This is a genomic window from Nostoc sp. C96 (assembly GCF_059384975.1).
Genome location: NZ_CM182020.1, coordinates 5383830 through 5402400, shown reverse-complemented (window position 1 = coordinate 5402400; position 18571 = coordinate 5383830). Strand labels below are relative to the sequence as shown.

Here is an 18571-nt window from a genome sequence, read left to right as displayed (position 1 = left end):
CTGGATTATCTTTCTGTCTCTAATACGATATGTCATTAGTCATTTGTCATCTGTCATTAGTTTTTTTTACAAAGGACTAATGACTAAGGACTAATGACTACTTTTGAGTCTATCTGGTAGGCAATCTTGCCGAATCAAATCTTGATAAGTTTCGCGCTGCAAAATTAAATTTGCTTCGCCATTAGCCACTACTACTGCTGCTGGACGGGGTAAGCGGTTGTAGTTAGATGCCATACTGTAATTGTAAGCACCAGTTGCCATAACCACTAGGATATCGCCTGGTTCAGTTTTTGGTAGTTGGGCATTCTTAATTAGGATATCTCCTGATTCGCAATGTTTACCAGCTACTGTGACTGTTTGTGTAATCGGAGCCGACATTTTATTAGCAACTACAGCCCGATAAACTGACTGGTAAGTGATTGGTCGGGGATTATCGGACATTCCACCATCAACAGATAGGTAGGTACGAATTTCTGGGACTACTTTGGTTGCACCAATGGTATAGGCAGTTACACAAGATGTTGCAATTAGCGATCGCCCTGGTTCACATAATAGCTTTGGTAATGGCAAATTTTCGGCTGCACAAGTTTCTTGAAGAACTTCACAAATTACCTTTACCCAATCTTCAATACTTGGGGGATCATCTGATTCTGTATAACAAATACCTAACCCACCACCAATATTGAGTTCGGTTAAATTTAAACCATACTTAGCAGTATCTCGGAACCATTGCACCATCACCGCGGCTAAGTCTCGGTGGGGTTGCAGTTCAAAAATTTGTGAGCCAATGTGAGCGTGCAAGCCTACACAGTTCAAGGAAGGTTGCTTGCTGACAAAGGTAAATACTTCATCTAAATCGTTGGGATCAAAGCCAAACTTACTATCTAAGTGTCCTGTGCGAATATATTCATGGGTGTGACATTCAATACCTGGAGTTAACCGCAGCATGATGCGGACTGGCTGGGTGTTTTGGGTCAATTCCACCAAATTGTGTAATTCTTGCCAGTTATCAACGACAATCGTCACACCAGATTCAATTGCTAAAACTAGCTCTGGCTGAGATTTATTATTGCCGTGGAGGTAAATTTTCTCAGGACTAACGCCAGCAGTTAAAGCTGTGTAGAGTTCACCGCCAGAAACAACATCAATTCCCAAGCCTTCAGAAGCAGCGATCGCACAAACAGCTAGACAATTCCATGCTTTGGAAGCATACAATACTTGAGCTTCACCTTGGTAGTATTGCTTAAACGCATCTCGGTATTGCCGACAAGCCAAACGGAGAGTGTCTTCATCTAAAATATATAAAGGCGAACCAAACTGCTGAACTAGGGTTGTGACATCACACCCACCAATTTCCAGACAGTCATCACTGTTAACTTTGGCCGTTAAAGGTAAAAGTTCCTGGTTAGGCGAAATAGTTTCGTTTGGGTTGCGCTTTTGAGGCAAATACTGAGTTCCAGTATGTTGAACCTCAGTGGGGTGAGTCGATACCATAACTATATAGATTGTCCTTGTTCAAATTAAGGGCGTGAGGAAGTATCCCGATTTTCAGTTTACCAACTCAGTGTTAAGTGCTGAGTGCTGAGTCACCGAAGTTTGCTCAACGGGGGGAACCCGCGCACGCAAGTTCTCTCCGCACCAACTTCTCGCTGAGTAAAAAGTACGAGAGAACTTTCGCGCAGCCGGAAATCAACCATTAAGTTAAGGTAATTTGAACTCAGCACGGGCTGAACGCCCCGCTACCGCTAAACAGCACTTTCAACTCAGCACTTTAATAAATGTGATTTCATTAGACTTACAATTGCGATCGCTCACAACCAATGATCTCAGTGCAATCCTCGAACTTGATCAAGCTTGTTTTGGTGGTCTTTGGACAATGGATGGCTACCAACGAGAGTTGGACAGTCCCAACAGCGAATTACTTGGGTTATTTGCACCATTGTCTAGTATTCAACTTTTGGGGATGGGTTGCTTTTGGTCGATTGTAGACGAAGCCCACATTACAATTTTGGCAATTCATCCCCAATATCACCGTCAAGGTTTGGGACAGGCTTTATTGTACGCTCTCTTGAAGACAGCTGGCGATCGCGGTTTAGAGCGAGCCACCCTCGAAGTTAGAGCTTCTAACCTTGCTGCTATATCCTTATATCAGAAATTTGGCTTTAAAACCGCTGGTTTACGACGGCGTTATTACAAAGATAATGGCGAGGATGCCCTAATTCTTTGGTTATCAGAGTTGCAGCATCCAAAGTTTCAAACAACTTTAGACACTTGGCACACTACTGTCAGCAAACAATTGAATCAATTTTCTTGGCAGTTGATTAATTAGCCAGAAAGAGCGATTAAGAGGCTAGTATTTTTGCTCAGTCATCAGCACTTTCTCCAGCGAATTCTTCACGAGATCACCTCATAACCAAATATGAAAAGCTTTCTTTATCTAATAGCGGGATCAGAGAAAGCACTGGAACTAAAACAGCTAATGACAAAGGTCAAAGGACAAATCACCGTTCACAACCAAGAAAAAATGAACTTTTACACCTGTTAATTCATTAGAATTTTTAATGAATATAATTTTTTCGTTTTAAATAAAAAATATATTTGAGAAAATTTTGACATCTACAGTCAAAGTATGCTAATAATTAGTATTTGTGACTGGCAAAAATTAATTTACAATCATCACGGCTAACTATTTACAACCCAAGCTGAAAAGCTAGTAAATCAAAGCTCCTCAACCAAGTAGCCGTAGCAAAATTCATCAACAGTTGACAAATTCACCCATCAAATTGAGTATTACCCCTTGGATGTCTATCTATCTCTGATACAGACACCCAAAACCTTAGCCTGTGCTAAAATCAGCGTACCGGCACGACGCAGGTGATGGGAAAAATGCCATGTTTGAACGCTTCACAGAAAAAGCCATTAAGGTAATCATGCTGGCCCAAGAAGAGGCCCGCCGTTTAGGTCACAACTTTGTGGGAACCGAGCAGATCCTCCTGGGTCTGATTGGGGAAGGCACAGGAGTTGCGGCCAAGGTGCTGAAATCAATGGGTGTCAATCTCAAAGATGCCCGTATTGAAGTAGAAAAAATTATAGGCCGGGGTTCAGGCTTTGTGGCCGTGGAAATTCCGTTTACGCCACGGGCAAAGCGGGTTCTGGAACTATCCCTAGAAGAAGCGCGCCAATTAGGGCATAACTACATTGGCACCGAGCATCTGCTGTTGGGCCTGATCCGGGAAGGGGAAGGTGTAGCAGCCAGGGTGCTAGAAAACCTTGGGGTGGATCTATCTAAGGTAAGAACCCAAGTCATCCGAATGCTGGGAGAAACAGCAGAGGTTTCGGCGACCGGGCAATCGGGACGCACTAAGACCCCTACCTTGGATGAATTCGGCTCGAACCTAACCCAGATGGCGACGGACAATAAACTTGATCCAGTCGTAGGACGCGCGAAAGAAATTGAACGCGTGATTCAAATCTTGGGTCGCCGGACAAAAAATAACCCAGTGCTGATTGGTGAACCAGGGGTTGGTAAAACAGCGATCGCTGAAGGTTTGGCGAGCCGCATTGCTAACAAAGATGTCCCCGACATCCTGGAAGACAAGCGTGTAGTCACACTAGATATTGGTTTGCTGGTAGCAGGTACCAAATACCGGGGTGAATTTGAAGAACGCCTGAAAAAAATCATGGACGAAATTCGCTCTGCGGGTAACGTCATTCTCGTGATTGATGAGGTACACACCCTAATTGGTGCAGGTGCAGCCGAAGGTGCGATCGACGCAGCAAATATCCTCAAGCCAGCCTTGGCCAGAGGTGAATTGCAGTGTATCGGTGCCACCACCCTCGACGAATACCGCAAACACATCGAGCGCGATGCAGCCTTAGAACGCCGCTTCCAACCAGTAATGGTAGGTGAGCCATCAGTTGATGAAACTATAGAAATATTGCATGGATTGCGCGATCGCTACGAGCAACATCACAAGTTGAAAATTTCTGATGAAGCTTTAATCGCAGCAGCGAAATTGTCTGACCGTTATATCAGCGATCGCTACTTGCCAGATAAAGCCATCGACTTGATTGATGAAGCAGGTTCGCGCGTGCGGTTAATCAACTCCCAACTGCCCCCCGCAGCCAAAGAGTTAGATAAAGAACTGCGCCAAATCTTAAAAGAAAAAGATGATGCAGTGCGTTCCCAAGACTTTGACAGAGCCGGGGAACTGCGCGATCGAGAAATGGAAATCAAAGCCGAAATCCGGGCGATCGCTCAAAGCAAAACCAACGGTGCAAGTGGCGACGGGGTAGAACCCGTTGTTACAGAAGAAGACATTGCTCACATCGTTGCTTCCTGGACAGGCGTACCAGTCAACAAGCTCACGGAGTCCGAATCCGAGAAGCTGCTGCACATGGAAGACACCTTGCATCAGCGCTTAATCGGTCAAGAAGACGCTGTGAAAGCAGTTTCACGGGCAATCCGTCGGGCGCGTGTCGGTTTGAAAAACCCCAACCGACCCATCGCCAGCTTTATCTTCTCCGGGCCGACAGGGGTAGGTAAAACTGAATTGGCAAAATCCTTGGCTTCCTACTTCTTCGGTTCCGAAGAAGCAATGATCCGCCTGGATATGTCGGAGTATATGGAACGTCACACCGTCAGCAAACTAATTGGTTCGCCTCCTGGTTATGTTGGTTATAACGAAGGTGGTCAATTAACTGAGGCTGTACGCCGTCGTCCTTATACCGTGGTGCTGTTCGATGAAATCGAAAAAGCCCACCCCGATGTCTTCAATATGCTGCTGCAAATTTTAGAAGACGGTCGGTTAACCGATGCTAAAGGTCGCACCGTTGACTTCAAAAACACCTTGCTGATTTTGACATCCAACATCGGTTCTAAGGTAATTGAAAAAGGCGCTTCCACCATCGGCTTTGAATTTAATGAAGATGCTGGTGAATCGCAGTATAACCGCATTAAAACTCTGGTTAACGAAGAACTTAAACAGTACTTCCGTCCAGAATTCCTCAACCGTTTGGATGAAATTATCGTCTTCCGTCAACTCAACCGCGAAGAAGTCACCCAAATCGCCGACATCATGCTCAAAGAAGTGTTTGGTCGCCTGACAGAAAAAGGTATCACCTTAGAAGTCACCGAACGCTTCAAAGACAGGCTCATCCAAGAAGGTTACAGCCCCAGCTACGGTGCAAGACCGTTACGTCGGGCAATTATGCGCTTGTTGGAAGATAGCCTAGCAGAAGAAATTCTGTCTGGTCGCATCAAAGACGGCGATACCGCCGTTGTTGATGTCGATGAAAACGGCAATGTGCAAGTTAGTTCTCAACAGCGCCGGGAGTTGTTACCTCAAGGAATTGAGTCGTAATTTGAATTTTTAGTTGTTTAAATGCACGGTAGGAAATTTCGGTTTTCTACCGTTTTTTTATTCGCGCAAAGACGCAAAGGGGTCAGGAATAGTAGTATAAATATATCTTAATATTTATTAATGATATATTAGTTAACCTGTATAATAAAGTTCTAACCTTGGTTTTAACATTCTAAACAAAGTTAATATAGTATATATGTACTATATGCTTTTCAAGGGTAACTATGACTATCCAGTTCCGGTTTCATCCAGAAAAAGCTGTAGAAGCAGCAGCTACATTTCTGAAGCTGCATGGTAAGTCTATGAAGTATTTAGGCTTACTCAAGATGTTGTATATAGCTGATCGTATTGCATTAGAACGGATGGATCAGCCAATAACTGGAGATCATTATGTATCAATGGATTATGGCCCTGTCCTTAGTGGTGTTTATGACTTAATTAAAGGTCAACCTGTTGATGATGCTTTACCTCTATGGTCTGAGTATATTTCTCCCCGCAATGCCAACTTTGTTGAATTACTCAAAGACCCAGGCAATGAGGAATTATGTGAAGAGGAAGAAGATATCATTCAAGAAGTATATAAAACTTTTGGGCATCTTGACCCATTTCATGTTGCTGAATGGACTCATGATTTACCAGAATGGCAACCTCCTTATGGTTCTGCTATTCCCATTCGAGTAGAAGAAATTCTCAAAAATGTTGGTAAAAGTGAGGAAGAGATTGAGGAAATTAGGCAAGAAGCTATTCGGGAGGCCTATTTAGATGAGGTTATAAATGTCTAGCATCACCATTAATTTGGGGGATGCTTTTTTAATAGATACACCTCCCAATGGACAGCATCTATATATTGCAATCGCACAAACTTCTGACAATAATTATTTATTCGTCAATATTACCACTCGTAAACCTAATTCAGAAACAGCTTGTATTCTCTTACCTGGTGCAGATGTACCCAATTTTATTGTTCATGAGTCTATCGTAGCTTACCAATATGCTCGTGAAATGGATACTACTACACTTGCAGGTTTAATTACTTCTGGTAGTCCGGTTCCCAAAGGGACTTGTTCACTCTCAGCTTTATCAAAAATTCAGCAGGGTGGGTTAATTTCCAAGCGGTTAAAAAATAAATATAAAACTGTACTAAAAAACTATCTTTATTTTTAAATAAAAAATTAGGCTGGATAAAGCTCCGTTTTAAACAATAAAAATTAAGCAATATTTTGTTGCACTTTGTTCCAAAAGATAAAAGTTGCTTAAACACCGCTTCACATATAACCTTCATCTTTCTATGATGTACACTTCGCTGTTAGTAAGGTTGGTAAGTTCAATCAAATACTTGATATCATCAATTGTAAAAAGCTATTCAAACTCCTAAAGGAGAACTGAATTACTACAGCTTGGGATCGCAGAAATTGAAGAATTACCAGCAGAAGAACAAAATGCGATGGCTACCCGTCTTCTAAGTCGAGTTTAACAAGGTTATTGACTGATGAATTATTCTAACTGGAGCGATCGCACATAACATTCTTGTAAGCTACGATAAACACAAGCCAGCTATTATTGTTAATTTATGGAAATATCAAAATTTACTTCTGAGATAGAAAACACACAAATTGAGACAAAAGCCATATCCGTAAAACCTCAAACCATCAACAGACGCGAGTTTATGAAGTTGTCATTAGAAGAAAGACGACGCATATTAGCAGAACAAGCCGAACGAATGTTACTACATTACGAACAAAATAAAGAATGGCAAGAATTAGAGACAGGAGACTTGCTTGACTACTAGCTCTTCTACACCTAGACGGGGTGATATTTGGCTGGTTAATTTTGACCCAACACTAGGAGCAGAAATCAAAAAAATTAGACCTGCTGTGGTGGTCAGTTCTGATGGTGTTGGTCAATTACCAATTAAATTAATTGCACCTATCACAGACTGGAAAGAATACTACGCTGGTAATATATGGCACGTCAAACTTGAACCAGACACAACTAATAATTTGAAAAAAGTTTCTGCTGTCGATGTTTTACAATTGCGCGGTATGGATGTGCAAAGATTAATCCGCAAAATTGGAGAATGTTCGAGCGAAATTATGGAAGAAATAGCTACTGCTATTGCTGCGGTAGTTGAATATTTTTGATCAACATTTCTTTTTTATCTCAGCATTTTGTGATTATTCTAACTGGAGCGAAGCGATCGCCTAAAATATTCTGGAGTTGCTAAATAAAGAGATAAAGTACTTGATACTAAGTAAAGTATAATACTTGATATATAGTAAATGCACGGCTTTAACTCGTTCAATTTAGGATTGTTATAGATATTTAGCTTGTATTGTTTGAGGCGATCGCATCATTGTTGTCTCAACTCTCTGGAGTGATTTCCGTACGTTGTTGTAGAGAATTGGTATAACAGCATCTTAAATTGGTAAAATTCAGGTTCAGAGAGAAGAGAATATTCCGACATGGTAGCCGCCCATACAGATTTAAATATTGCTGCTATAGAAGCAGAATATAGTCAAAAGTCACCAAGAGAAATTCTGAAATTGGCTTTGGACACTTTTGACAATATGGCAATTTCCTTCAGTGGTGCTGAAGATGTTGTTTTAATTGATATTGCTTCCAAAATCACCAAAAATTTCCGGGTTTTTACCCTCGATACCGGGCGCTTGCACCCTGAAACATACCAGTTCTTGGATAAAGTTAGAGAACATTATGGCATTAAGTTAGAAGTAATGTTCCCCGATGCCGCAGAAGTGCAAGCCTTGGTCGAAGAAAAAGGATTGTTCAGCTTTTATCAAGATGGTCATAAAGAATGCTGTGCTGTTCGCAAAGTTAGACCACTACGCCGCAAGCTAAATACTCTTGATGCTTGGGTGACAGGACAGCGTAAAGACCAAAGTCCCAGCACACGCAACCATATTCCTGTAATTGAACTTGATACCGCATTTTCTACCGAAGACCATCAGTTAATTAAGTTCAACCCCTTAGCCAACTGGTCTTCCAGCCAAGTGTGGGAATATATTCGCGCTTTAGATGTACCTTACAACAAATTACACGAGCGCGGTTTTATCAGTATTGGTTGCGAACCCTGCACCAGACCTGTTTTACCAAACCAGCATGAACGTGAAGGTCGCTGGTGGTGGGAAGAATCTACGGCTAAAGAGTGCGGTCTGCACCTAGGGAACTTACAAAAATAGTAAGTAAAGCCACACTGTAGGGACGCAAGTCCTTGCGCTGAGGTGCATCCCAGTTTTGATTTAGCAACGAGATAATAACTGTCATTGCGTACCCCTACGCGAACGGGAAGGCTAACGCCTACGCAATGACATTCAAAAATGTGAGATGTTCCCGTTACTAAATACTCAAATGATCCTAGAAGTCGGGTATATAAGTCTGTCGATTTTCAGATAATGCTATCACCTGTTGATGTTAGGTACATAGCCCAGCATAGGAAACTTTTTATAATTAGTCCTGTCTGTAAGACTAATACATGAGTTTATCAGGAATTTATATGCGATCGCCTATCGTAATCGGTACAGGATTACTTGTATCTTTAATTTTTAATGCCCAAGTTTTAGCGCAGTCTACAGTACAGTTACCACAACTAACTGCACAGAACTCTTCACAACAAATCTTCAATCAAAATACTAAAAAGCTGCGTTCAGGTATTATTACTTTGCAAAGAACTGCGTGTTTTGGTGCTTGCCCAATTTATAAAATTACTATATTTCCTGATGGTAGAGTTGTCTACGAAGGAGAGCGTTTTGTGAAAGTTGTAGGTAAGCGAACTGCTAAAATTAGTCCGCAAGCTGTGAGAAGATTAGTTGCAGAATTTGACAAGGTTAATTATTTCTCTTTACCCAGTAACTATCAAGGTGGGCCTACAGATTTACCTTCAGCAATTACTTCTCTCACTCTTGGTAGACAGCAGAAAACTGTGAATCATTATCTCGGTTCACCTAACGCGCCGCAAGCACTAACAGCCTTAGAAAATAAAATAGATGCTGTTGTGAATTCTCAGCGCTGGATTGGATCAAAAAATGAACAAACACCAAATCCAAATGACTCCAATTCCACGCAACTAAAAGTTAACCGCCAATTATGGAATCAGCAAAGGTTGACTAATTATCGCTTTACATTTAGCAGGAGTTGTTTTTGTGTACCTAAAGCAACTCAGCCAGTAGTCATTACAGTCCGGAATGGTCAAGTTGCTTCTATTACGGCTGTCAATAACAATGAACCAGTTGATCCAGAATTATTCCAACAATATAATTCAATTCCGAAACTGTTTGGGATAATTGACGATGCAATCGCCAAAAAAGCATCTAGTCTCACCGTCAAATATGATCCTAAATTTGGCTACCCAACCCAAATCAATATTGATTACAACCAACAAGTTGCTGATGAAGAACTATATCTCACTATTAGTGATCTAGAACCATTGAAGTAAGGTCTTGCACAGAGTAGATTATCTGTTGAGATTGGATATAGGAGTATAAGGGTTCTGCATACCTACACTCTGCTCTTATGATCATTAGGGACGTAAATTTATACGTCCCTTTTATTTTGCAATTAAGCCTGGATAAACGGAAATATCTCTGAGTAATCAGTCATAATTCCAGGTAAGTGTGCATAAATAGTAAAATCCTCTCCCCTGCTGTCTAAATGATAAGCCTTTAACCGGACACGATATCAGACTCAGGGATGATGAGTATTGAGTGGCTAGATTGACAAAATCACACTATAAATGGTCATATCTCAGCGATATGCAGTAATTACAAGGAATAAGGTCATGATTAAATCATGGATGATAATTGGGGGCGTGGCAATATTAGTTGCTTTGGGTGCTAATTTAATTCAGCCGCGCGATCGCCAGTGGTTCAAGCGCTTACAAAGACCGAGATGGCTAACTTTTGAAGCAGCAATTCCTATTATCTGGAGTGTGATTTTTATTTGTGGTGCTTGGTCGGCTTATATTGTCTGGGAAACTAACCCAGGAACCAGAGCCACTTGGTTGTTGATGAGTTTATATTTAATTTTAGAAATTGCTATTATTGCCTACACACCTGTGATGTTTTGGCTGCGGAGTCTTCAAGCCGGCACAATTATCGGTGGTGCAGGTTTTATTATTGGAATTATATTAACTCTTGCTGTCTTACCTGTTTCTGGTTGGGCAGCATTGTTATTAGTACCCTTTCTACTTTGGAGTCCCATTGGTACTTATACTACTTGGGAGATGATCAATCTTAATCCTCAAGATGCCTAAGTATAAATGCTCTCAAAAAAATTAGGCAGGAATCCGTGCGTAAAACCGTAGCTTTTGATCGTGAGGATGGGATTAGACTACAGTTAAAGAGAGTCATTTACTCCGATAGTCTAGTTTAACTGAGTACTTGACTAAAAATGTCCACCCTCCTTAATTAATAGTATAAATATTCAAGAAAAACTAAAATAAATCTTAATAATGCCCTACCTGACTACTGCCAGTAAAATTTATCAAATCATTGCTGAATATACAAAGGCTAAAACCATCTGGATAGATACAGAAGTAGCTGACTATAAAAGCCGTAAGCCAAGATTATCGCTGATTCAAGTATTAGATGATCCTGAAGATATGAGTGGCGATCGCGTTTTCCTTTTGGATGTCCTAGATCAGCCTGATTTGGTAGCTAATTTTATTGAGCAAATTATGGTCAACCCAGATATAGAAAAAGTATTTCATAATGCAAGTTATGATGTAAAATTTCTCGGCAATAAAAAAGCTGAAAATATTACTTGTACTTTAGAAGTCGCGAAAAAAATACCTTACTATCTTTTGCCAGTACCTAACTATCAGCTAAAAACTCTAGCGACTGTTTTGTGTAACTTTCACTATATTGATAAACAAGCACAAACTAGCGATTGGGGACAAAGACCTTTAACAGAAGAACAAATAGATTACGCTTATCTCGACTGCATTTATCTTGCTCAAGTGCATAAACGTTTGTTAGAATTACAATTAGCAGGTAATCCGAATCCAGAAGCAGAAGATTTAATAGCTCTCAATGTAAGATATACACAAATAGAAGAGCAATGGAAGCTATTAAATTCTGAATTTGAGCATTTGCAAGAGCGAATTAAAAAAGCTATGCAGTCTCAAAATGTATCAGAAACATCTTTCTTTAAGTTGACTGCTTATGAACGTAAAACCGTAAAAGCACAGTTTTTAGAACTGGCAAGACTGGTACAAAGTCAAGGATTAAATTTTGATTTTCCGATTACCTTAACTCAGAAGCTACAAAAAGATTTAGGTGAAAATTTAGAACAATTATCTGTAGAAATAGATACATCTAATTCTTTGAGACTAACTCCTAAAAATCAGGAAAGTAATAGTGAGAATGAGTAAAGTAGAGCGCTAACTTTCGCATAATTATTATTAATAACATTTTTCAGTATAATTAATCACCATTAAATCACCCCATAGAAGACAAAAAGTTAATAAATTTCCCGGTTAAGTCCAGAGATAACCGTTATTAAACCTAGGAATATCAGTAAAGTGTGTTAATTGACATTACACATCTAAATTCCAAAATTAATTAAATCGGGTGCTAATTAAATCTAGGTGGAATGCTGGTGGAAAGCAACTTATGAAGCTGCGGTTATGGGAGCAAAAGCGGGTGAAGGTGAAAAAAACATTGACTATAGTTGTGCTGACTGTCTTGAGTGCAATGACTCTTGTCTCTTGTAATCGAGACAAGAACGTGCTGGTGACAGAGATAGGCTTCACTCCACCTAGCCGCCGTACCATTAAAACCTCACAAGCTGGGACACTGTATCTTCAAGGGCAAAATCAACACCTCAAAGGGGATTTACAAGCTGCGATCGCATCTTATACTAAAGCACTAAACCTCAACCCTGATTACAGTGCTGCCTACAAAGGACGAGGACTCGCCTATTTTGATACGGGAGACAAGCAAAAAGCAATAGCAGATTATAACGATGCGCTGCGCTTGTCTCCCAACGATGCGGAAGCCTTTAACAGTCGAGGAAACGCCCGCGCCTCCCTCGGAGATAATCGAGGTGCGATCGCAGATTATACCCAAGCCATTAAGCTCTCACCCAACTATGCAGAAGCTTATAATAACCGCGCCAACGCTCGTGCAGCCATCGGCGAAAAAGACGGTTCCCTGGATGATTACGACCAAGCTATTATCTTAAATCCCAGATATGCGATCGCCTATAATAACCGAGGCAACGCTCGCGCCACCAAGGGAGATAAACAGGGAGCCATATCAGATTACAATGAAGCTATACGCCTGAATCCTAATTTTGCACCTGCTTACAATAATCGAGGTAACGCCCGTGCAGCCCAAGGAGATAAACAAGGTGCAATCAAAGATTTAGAACAAGCCGCAGCCATATTACAACGTCAAGGTAATAACGACTTGTATCAACAAGTAATGAATAACATTCAGGAACTTGGGCAATAGTCCTGAAATTCTCATTTCGTTAACTCAGCAATTTTAGGCTAGGCTCTAAAATATTGATAATTTTGCGAGTCACTACCAATGAAAAGGCGCTGGTCACAAATCTGGGAACGGTTGAGGCAATCTTTTTCTTTTGAAGAAAGTCTTAATACCACAATTGATACTAGTAAAACATTTTTAGATGCGGCGAAAACTCTTCAAGAAAACGGTGACAATTTAGCAGTTTTAAAACCTGTACTGCAACATTCATCTTCTTTATTAGATGTGTTATGTTCACCATTAGCGCAGGTGATAGGCGCGGGTTTACCGTTTGTGCCGATAGGTATTGCTTTGCTGAAATTGTATCGCCAAAACAGCAAGGACGAACCACCTAACCTGGAAGACTGTGTATTTATAGTTAGTCAAGTTGCTTATTTAGACAGCGTTAAAGAAATTTTATCCTCAGATATAAATGTAAATTGGGACGCTCCTCTTCAGAGTGAGGAAGCAGTCCGAGAAAAACTACAAAAACTCAACGATATTGAATTAAATTATCAAACAGCCAGTGCAACAATCAACTGTTTTCATCAATCAGAATTAGCACAAGCTTTTAATCAAGTCTTATTGGCAAGGTTAGCATCTGCAAATATTACTAATGCGGCAATTTTGACAGAACAGATCGCTTGGAATACTCACCGCTATCTTGTGAAAGCGTGGATAGAATCAGGTGATGTTATCAGATATTTGATTCAGCCTTCGTTTGGTGATTGGCAAAAAGCACAGCAGAAATTTCAGAGTATTGATGAGTACTTAAAGAATCAGATTGCTAGTAAACCAGAAGAGAAGGTTTTTAACGAAGACTTTGCTTTTAAAGATATTTATGTGCCACTAAAAGCCAGAAAGGTAGATAAAAACGGCAAATTAAATTCTGAGACAAAACCTTTTGATTTAGAAACCTGGGCTAAAAATATTCTCTTGAATACACATCCAAATACACAACGCCAAGTCATGTTTATTCAAGGCGGTCCGGGTAGAGGTAAGAGTGTTTTTTGTCGGATGTTTGCTGATTGGGTGCGGCAGAATTTACACCCGGTATGGACACCAATTTTAATTCGGCTGCGCGATATTGATGATTTTCAACCCAGTCTAGAAGAAACTCTACGCTCCAGAATTAAAGCAGATTTCGCGCAAAGTGATGATGGTTGGCTAACAGATAGCAACATCAGATGGTTATTTATTTTAGATGGCTTTGATGAATTGCGAATTGAGCGTGGCAATAACCAAAGTGTAGAAAGATTTTTGCGCCAAGTCGGGACATTTCAAAATGACTGTCACGAAAGTAAGGTAATGGGTCATCGAGTCATAATTACAGGTAGACAGATGGCTTTGTATGGCATTGACCGCCTACCGCCGAACTTGGAACGGGTGGAAATTGCCGAAATGGATGTGGAATTACAACAACAATGGTTTGAGAAATGGTACAGGAAATTCCCCAGCAATGAAACGCTAAACTTTATGGATTTCCTGCAAATTTCTTTAGATAAAACAACATCTACGACAGTTTCACAAAATAAAAAATCCTGTCCCCAGCAAGTTCAGGAGTTAGCAAAGGAACCATTATTGCTGTATATGCTGACAGCAATGCACCGAGATCACACCTTAGATATTAATAAATTTGAGCAAGCCACAGAGACAGAGGCAAAAATATTAGTTTACGAACAAGCTTTAAATTGGGTATTAACAAAACAGCGTGCAGATTTGCGCCACCCTGATTTAAATTATGAACTGACTCGACAACACCCAGAAGCATTACGCCGCATTTTAGCCGAAGCCGCAGTGTGTGTAGTGCAGTCAGGGGGAGAAAGTGCTTCGATGCAGATGGTAAAAGCACGTTTACAACAGGATGATGAAGCTAAAGAACTAATTGCTAAAGCCGAGAAAGAACTAGGAGAAGAAGCATTAAAAACTGCGTTAGGTGCTTTTTATCTCAAGTCTAATGATCATGGTGGTGTTGAGTTTTTCCATAAAAGTATTCGTGAGTTTCTTTGTGCTGAACGCATCAAACAAAGTTTGGAGGAATGGACAGAACCCGGTAGACACGGAAAAACTTTTAATGTTGATAAGCAGAAAATGGACTGGGAAATTTATGATTTACTCGGTTACGGCGGACTCACATTAGAAATTGTCGAATATCTCATGGGTTTGTTAATTCCCAGTGATGAATTTCGCCCAGTAGAGTTATTTAAGCGGTTAGAAAATTTTTATCTGCGTTGGTGCGAAGGGGAATTTATTGATGCACCACCAGAAAACTTTCCTCAGAAAAAGATGCGGTTACTGAAAGATCAAGGAATTAAACAAGGTCAGCGTCAGGTAGATGTTTATGCTGGGTTGAATGTGATGATTTTGCTTTTGGAGTTACACCGCTATGCTAAAGGACGGGATGAGCTTAAGCAAGAAATGATTTTCTATCCATCTGGTAAACCAAAAGAAAATACTAGGACAACTCAGTTACTTCGCATCATCAATTACAGTGATAGCATTGAGCTTGGAAATTTTAATAGGTTAGTTTGGCAGTTCTTTAGCCAAGCAAATCTTAGAGGTGCTAATCTTAGCGGTGCAGACTTCAGAGGCACAAAACTAACAGGTGCAGACCTTAGTTTTGCTGACCTTAGTGGCGCTTACTTGAGAATCTCTAAACTCAGAGTTGCTAATCTCAGAAGCTCTATCCTCATACACTCATATCTTAATAATGCAGACCTTAGTTGTGCAGACCTTAGTTTTGCAAACCTCAGCCTTGCGGATCTCAATGGAGCAAACCTCAGCGACGCAAATCTCAGCGGTGCAAACCTCTACTTTGCCGATTTCAATGGTGCAAATCTCAATAACGTAGACCTCACATTTGCAAAGCTCAATGGTGCAAACCTCAGCCGAGCAAATCTTCGCAATGCAACACTCATTGGAGCAGATTTAAGGGGTACAGACCTCACCCTTACTGATTTCAAAGGTGCAGACCTTACTCTCGTAAACCTCAGCAATCAAATTCTAGAAAATATCCTCTGGGATGAAAATACAAAATGGGAGAATGTGCAAGGGCTGGATACAGCAATTAATGTGCCAGAAGCCTTAAAGCAACAATTGGGGATGAGTTGAGAGACACAATTAATGATGACGCAGCAATGGGAGACTATTAATAAAGCTTAAAGACTCGTGGGCGAGCATCCAACACTCTCACACCAGTAGCTTCTTCTAATCGGAGATGCTACGCGAATAAATCAGCAGAGCCGCCTAACACAGTAGCTCTCCTTGAATATCTACCGTGTACACACAAGGCTTAAAATCCCACCTAATGCTTGCTTCAGTCGCTATCTCTGAGCCGTTGAAACGCTTTAGGAAGCTTGTCGTTGCGTACATCTTCCCTACCAGACGCTTATTGACAACTCACATAGGATTGCTATGGAACTTGTTTGTACAAGGTAGTTTAGGGTTAAAGAGGTCATAAAATAATCAAGGAGTTGCCTAGCTTATCTGAGAAATAAGTATAGTCAGGCTCAAAGTTACCCTCTAACTTTCAGTTTGAATATCAAGTTACCCCAGTTTGGTTATTGAGTTTCCCTTTTGAAGGCTGAAAGCCTTAAGGCGACACCCGGATTTGAACCGGGGGATAAAGGTTTTGCAGACCTCTGCCTTACCACTTGGCTATGTCGCCGTATCCACGATTATTTATTATAGCAATATTTTATCAAAATTGAAAGGGTTCTCAGCCGCAATCATCGAAGAACCCAAAGATTGGACATTTTGCTGATTTGTAGCTGACAATTATCAATCAGTTATTTTTATTGAAATGAAAAATAAAAACAATTGCTCTTATTGATAAAGCTGATTACAGTAAAATCAAGCCTTTAAATATCAAAGTTGTGTGATCAGTTTTGCTCAGGATGAACTGAGTCAAGTAAAGTCAACAACTTGAAAAGCTTTAGGTGTGAATTTCAAAATCTTACGCCTGTGGAAATCTCTAACAAATCGGAATATGCTCTTTTAGCCCTGTTGGAATTGGCATCTTGCTACTCTAGAGGTGAATCTTTGCAAATCAGACAGATGGCAGAGCTACAAAATATACCTATTCGTTATTTAGAACAATTGCTGGCAACTTTAAGACGTGGAGGAATCATTAAAAGTATTCGCGGCGCGAAAGGTGGCTATGTTTTGGCACGAGAGCCGCGGACAATAACGCTCTTAGATTGTTTGACCTGTATTGAAGGATTAGATGCGATCGCTCCAGTATCCCATCAAAATTCTCAAAATGCTGAAAATCAAGTAATTCAGGAGGTTTGGCAAGAAGCTTGTCAAGCTGCCAATGCTGTTTTACAACAACACACGCTACAAGATTTGTGCGAACGGCGAAATAACCATAGGCAGAAAGACCTGATGTACTATATCTAGATTCACGAAAGTAGTCTATGAAAACTGGGTGTAGATAGGGGCTTTGCCGTGAGCGTCAGTCGAACGGTGTACATATCCTAAAACCCTCACACCCAATCTCAAACAACATTCTTTGTGCGTAAGTCCTATTTATTTAGGCTTTTTTTGTTGCGAAATCGAAAGAGTATAGTTATACTGCTCTTGAGATAATTGACCTATATACAGTGAGTACTTGCCTGCTTGCCAGTAACCGGATAATTCTGGTTTGCTTTGAGAGTAGCTATCACCTAACACGCAAAAGCGTCCGCTAGGCCCATCGATTAATAGCGTTGGCTGTCCAGGGCTATCAACGGTTAATCGCATATAAGGCATTGACTCAGTAACTTGAATAATCTGACTGGGTGTGGTGGAAATGTTACCGCAGTTACTATGAACAGTCCCACCTGATTTACCACTTAAAACTAGCGGATCTGATTTTAATTTAGCTGAAATTGGAATTGATGGTGCTTCGGCCAAGTTAGGCTGGATAATTCCCATACTCAGTACAACAGCGACGGGAACAATTTGCCATAGCCTCAGAATTTTCATATTTTTTATGCTCCCGACTATTTGTAGAGCGATGTTGATATAAATAGTCTGAATCAATAGACGATAGCAATCCCTCGGTGTTCCTAAAGCGAAGTATAAAATTTTATTAATGATGTTGTATGGCTATATGGCTACATATAAAAAAGGGATGAAGTCTCTGGTTAGGAATAGACAGAGAATTAGTCTTAATGGTAAAAAAATTTAGACTGATATTCTCATTATGCTTATATATACTTTTCGACAAAGTTTTCTATTTTCTGCCATTATCAGCCTTGTCAAAACCAAACATTAGTTAAAATCACAAACACAACCGCAAAAAGTTCGGATGTGATTGCTCACCTGTTGAACAAGTGTTTTAGCAGAGGTAGATAAGATTTATGAATCCTCAACCTGAAGAAGATTGGCAACAACGCCTGCAAAAGCTAGAGGCAGAGATTAATGCTGGGAGTGTAGAAGCGGAAAAACCCAAAGCAGCCAGACAGCAATCTCAGTTTAATTTTCTCAACTTTAAACCTTACTTCACTCGTTCGCAACTTTGGTTTCAAAGTTTATCCGGGACGAGGAAATTGGTAGTTGTGGGTGTAACTGTGCTATTGGGTTTGGCGGTATTGCAAGCAGTCCTAAAACTTGTTACCTCTGCAATTAGTCTGGCAGTGTTGGCTGGGTTAGTGTATCTTGGATACAAATTTTTTGTTTCTGATAGCTTTTCCAATAAGCAATAGCACTCTATATTAATCACGCCATTTATGGCAAAAC

The 18571-nt window shown here is 40.5% G+C and carries 16 protein-coding genes and 1 tRNA gene; 14 read left to right on the top strand and 3 right to left on the bottom strand.

Annotated elements, in window-relative coordinates; genetic code table 11:
* Positions 1-90: 90 nt before the first annotated feature.
* Positions 91-1494 carry a diaminopimelate decarboxylase gene (gene lysA, locus AC504W_RS23135; protein WP_494874547.1) on the bottom strand — a complete coding sequence of 468 codons (1404 nt, stop codon included), beginning with the start codon at positions 1492-1494 and terminating at the stop codon, positions 91-93.
* A gap of 286 nt (positions 1495-1780) precedes the next feature.
* Between lysA and rimI the strand changes: the two genes are divergently transcribed.
* From rimI to AC504W_RS23075, 12 genes are all read left to right on the top strand, one after another.
* Positions 1781-2329 carry a ribosomal protein S18-alanine N-acetyltransferase gene (gene rimI, locus AC504W_RS23130; protein WP_494878738.1) on the top strand — a complete coding sequence of 183 codons (549 nt, stop codon included), beginning with the start codon at positions 1781-1783 and terminating at the stop codon, positions 2327-2329.
* Between the two features lie 562 nt (positions 2330-2891).
* A complete protein-coding gene (locus AC504W_RS23125) occupies positions 2892-5363 on the top strand; it encodes an ATP-dependent Clp protease ATP-binding subunit (RefSeq protein ID WP_096580359.1) in 2472 nt (823 codons plus the stop codon).
* A 224-nt stretch (positions 5364-5587) separates the two neighbouring features.
* Entirely contained in the window at positions 5588-6145 is a 558-nt protein-coding gene (locus tag AC504W_RS23120) for a Panacea domain-containing protein (protein WP_494874546.1), read from the top strand.
* The gene (locus AC504W_RS23115) at positions 6138-6527 is read left to right on the top strand and encodes a hypothetical protein (protein WP_494874544.1); all 390 of its coding nucleotides are present in this window, start codon (positions 6138-6140) and stop codon (positions 6525-6527) included. The genes AC504W_RS23120 and AC504W_RS23115 overlap by 8 nt, the downstream gene beginning before the upstream one ends.
* A 406-nt stretch (positions 6528-6933) precedes the next feature.
* Positions 6934-7152: a hypothetical protein gene (locus tag AC504W_RS23110; RefSeq protein WP_494874543.1), complete on the top strand. Its 219-nt coding sequence runs from the start codon at positions 6934-6936 to the stop codon at positions 7150-7152.
* Entirely contained in the window at positions 7142-7504 is a 363-nt protein-coding gene (locus AC504W_RS23105; protein WP_494874542.1) for a type II toxin-antitoxin system PemK/MazF family toxin, read from the top strand. The genes AC504W_RS23110 and AC504W_RS23105 overlap by 11 nt, the downstream gene beginning before the upstream one ends.
* 321 nt (positions 7505-7825) lie before the next feature.
* Positions 7826-8560: a phosphoadenylyl-sulfate reductase gene (locus AC504W_RS23100; protein ID WP_494874541.1), complete on the top strand. Its 735-nt coding sequence runs from the start codon at positions 7826-7828 to the stop codon at positions 8558-8560.
* A gap of 293 nt (positions 8561-8853) precedes the next feature.
* A complete protein-coding gene (locus tag AC504W_RS23095) occupies positions 8854-9813 on the top strand; it encodes a DUF6174 domain-containing protein (RefSeq protein WP_494874539.1) in 960 nt (319 codons plus the stop codon).
* Positions 9814-10155: 342 nt separating this feature from the next.
* Positions 10156-10629 carry a TspO/MBR family protein gene (locus AC504W_RS23090; protein WP_494874538.1) on the top strand — a complete coding sequence of 158 codons (474 nt, stop codon included), beginning with the start codon at positions 10156-10158 and terminating at the stop codon, positions 10627-10629.
* A gap of 198 nt (positions 10630-10827) precedes the next feature.
* Positions 10828-11748, top strand: coding sequence for a ribonuclease D (locus AC504W_RS23085; protein WP_494874537.1), 921 nt, complete (start codon positions 10828-10830; stop codon positions 11746-11748).
* Positions 11749-11989: 241 nt separating this feature from the next.
* Positions 11990-12832: a tetratricopeptide repeat protein gene (locus AC504W_RS23080; protein ID WP_096580343.1), complete on the top strand. Its 843-nt coding sequence runs from the start codon at positions 11990-11992 to the stop codon at positions 12830-12832.
* Between the two features lie 78 nt (positions 12833-12910).
* A complete protein-coding gene (locus tag AC504W_RS23075; protein ID WP_494874536.1) occupies positions 12911-15958 on the top strand; it encodes a pentapeptide repeat-containing protein in 3048 nt (1015 codons plus the stop codon).
* Positions 15959-16442: 484 nt separating this feature from the next.
* Here AC504W_RS23075 and AC504W_RS23070 read toward each other — a convergent pair.
* Positions 16443-16514, bottom strand: a tRNA-Cys gene (locus tag AC504W_RS23070).
* A gap of 296 nt (positions 16515-16810) precedes the next feature.
* Between AC504W_RS23070 and AC504W_RS23065 the strand changes: the two genes are divergently transcribed.
* Entirely contained in the window at positions 16811-17248 is a 438-nt protein-coding gene (locus AC504W_RS23065) for an RrF2 family transcriptional regulator (RefSeq protein WP_096580340.1), read from the top strand.
* Between the two features lie 129 nt (positions 17249-17377).
* On the opposite strand, the gene AC504W_RS23060 is transcribed toward AC504W_RS23065, so the two are convergent.
* Positions 17378-17815 carry a hypothetical protein gene (locus AC504W_RS23060; protein ID WP_494874535.1) on the bottom strand — a complete coding sequence of 146 codons (438 nt, stop codon included), beginning with the start codon at positions 17813-17815 and terminating at the stop codon, positions 17378-17380.
* Positions 17816-18192: 377 nt separating this feature from the next.
* Here AC504W_RS23060 and AC504W_RS23055 point away from each other — a divergent pair, with 377 nt between their 5' ends.
* On the top strand, positions 18193-18537 hold the full coding sequence (locus AC504W_RS23055) for a hypothetical protein (protein WP_096580336.1): 345 nt from the start codon (positions 18193-18195) through the stop codon (positions 18535-18537).
* Positions 18538-18571 lie beyond the last annotated feature (34 nt).

Coding starts and splice junctions, on each gene's coding strand:
- lysA (WP_494874547.1), bottom strand. CDS start 1,494: ATGGTATCGACTCACCCCACTGAGGTTCAACATACTGGAACTCAGTAT.
- AC504W_RS23125 (WP_096580359.1), top strand. CDS start 2,892: ATGTTTGAACGCTTCACAGAAAAAGCCATTAAGGTAATCATGCTGGCC.
- AC504W_RS23120 (WP_494874546.1), top strand. CDS start 5,588: ATGACTATCCAGTTCCGGTTTCATCCAGAAAAAGCTGTAGAAGCAGCA.
- AC504W_RS23115 (WP_494874544.1), top strand. CDS start 6,138: ATGTCTAGCATCACCATTAATTTGGGGGATGCTTTTTTAATAGATACA.
- AC504W_RS23110 (WP_494874543.1), top strand. CDS start 6,934: ATGGAAATATCAAAATTTACTTCTGAGATAGAAAACACACAAATTGAG.
- AC504W_RS23100 (WP_494874541.1), top strand. CDS start 7,826: ATGGTAGCCGCCCATACAGATTTAAATATTGCTGCTATAGAAGCAGAA.
- AC504W_RS23095 (WP_494874539.1), top strand. CDS start 8,854: ATGAGTTTATCAGGAATTTATATGCGATCGCCTATCGTAATCGGTACA.
- AC504W_RS23090 (WP_494874538.1), top strand. CDS start 10,156: ATGATTAAATCATGGATGATAATTGGGGGCGTGGCAATATTAGTTGCT.
- AC504W_RS23085 (WP_494874537.1), top strand. CDS start 10,828: ATGCCCTACCTGACTACTGCCAGTAAAATTTATCAAATCATTGCTGAA.
- AC504W_RS23080 (WP_096580343.1), top strand. CDS start 11,990: ATGAAGCTGCGGTTATGGGAGCAAAAGCGGGTGAAGGTGAAAAAAACA.
- AC504W_RS23075 (WP_494874536.1), top strand. CDS start 12,911: ATGAAAAGGCGCTGGTCACAAATCTGGGAACGGTTGAGGCAATCTTTT.
- AC504W_RS23060 (WP_494874535.1), bottom strand. CDS start 17,815: ATGAAAATTCTGAGGCTATGGCAAATTGTTCCCGTCGCTGTTGTACTG.
- AC504W_RS23055 (WP_096580336.1), top strand. CDS start 18,193: ATGAATCCTCAACCTGAAGAAGATTGGCAACAACGCCTGCAAAAGCTA.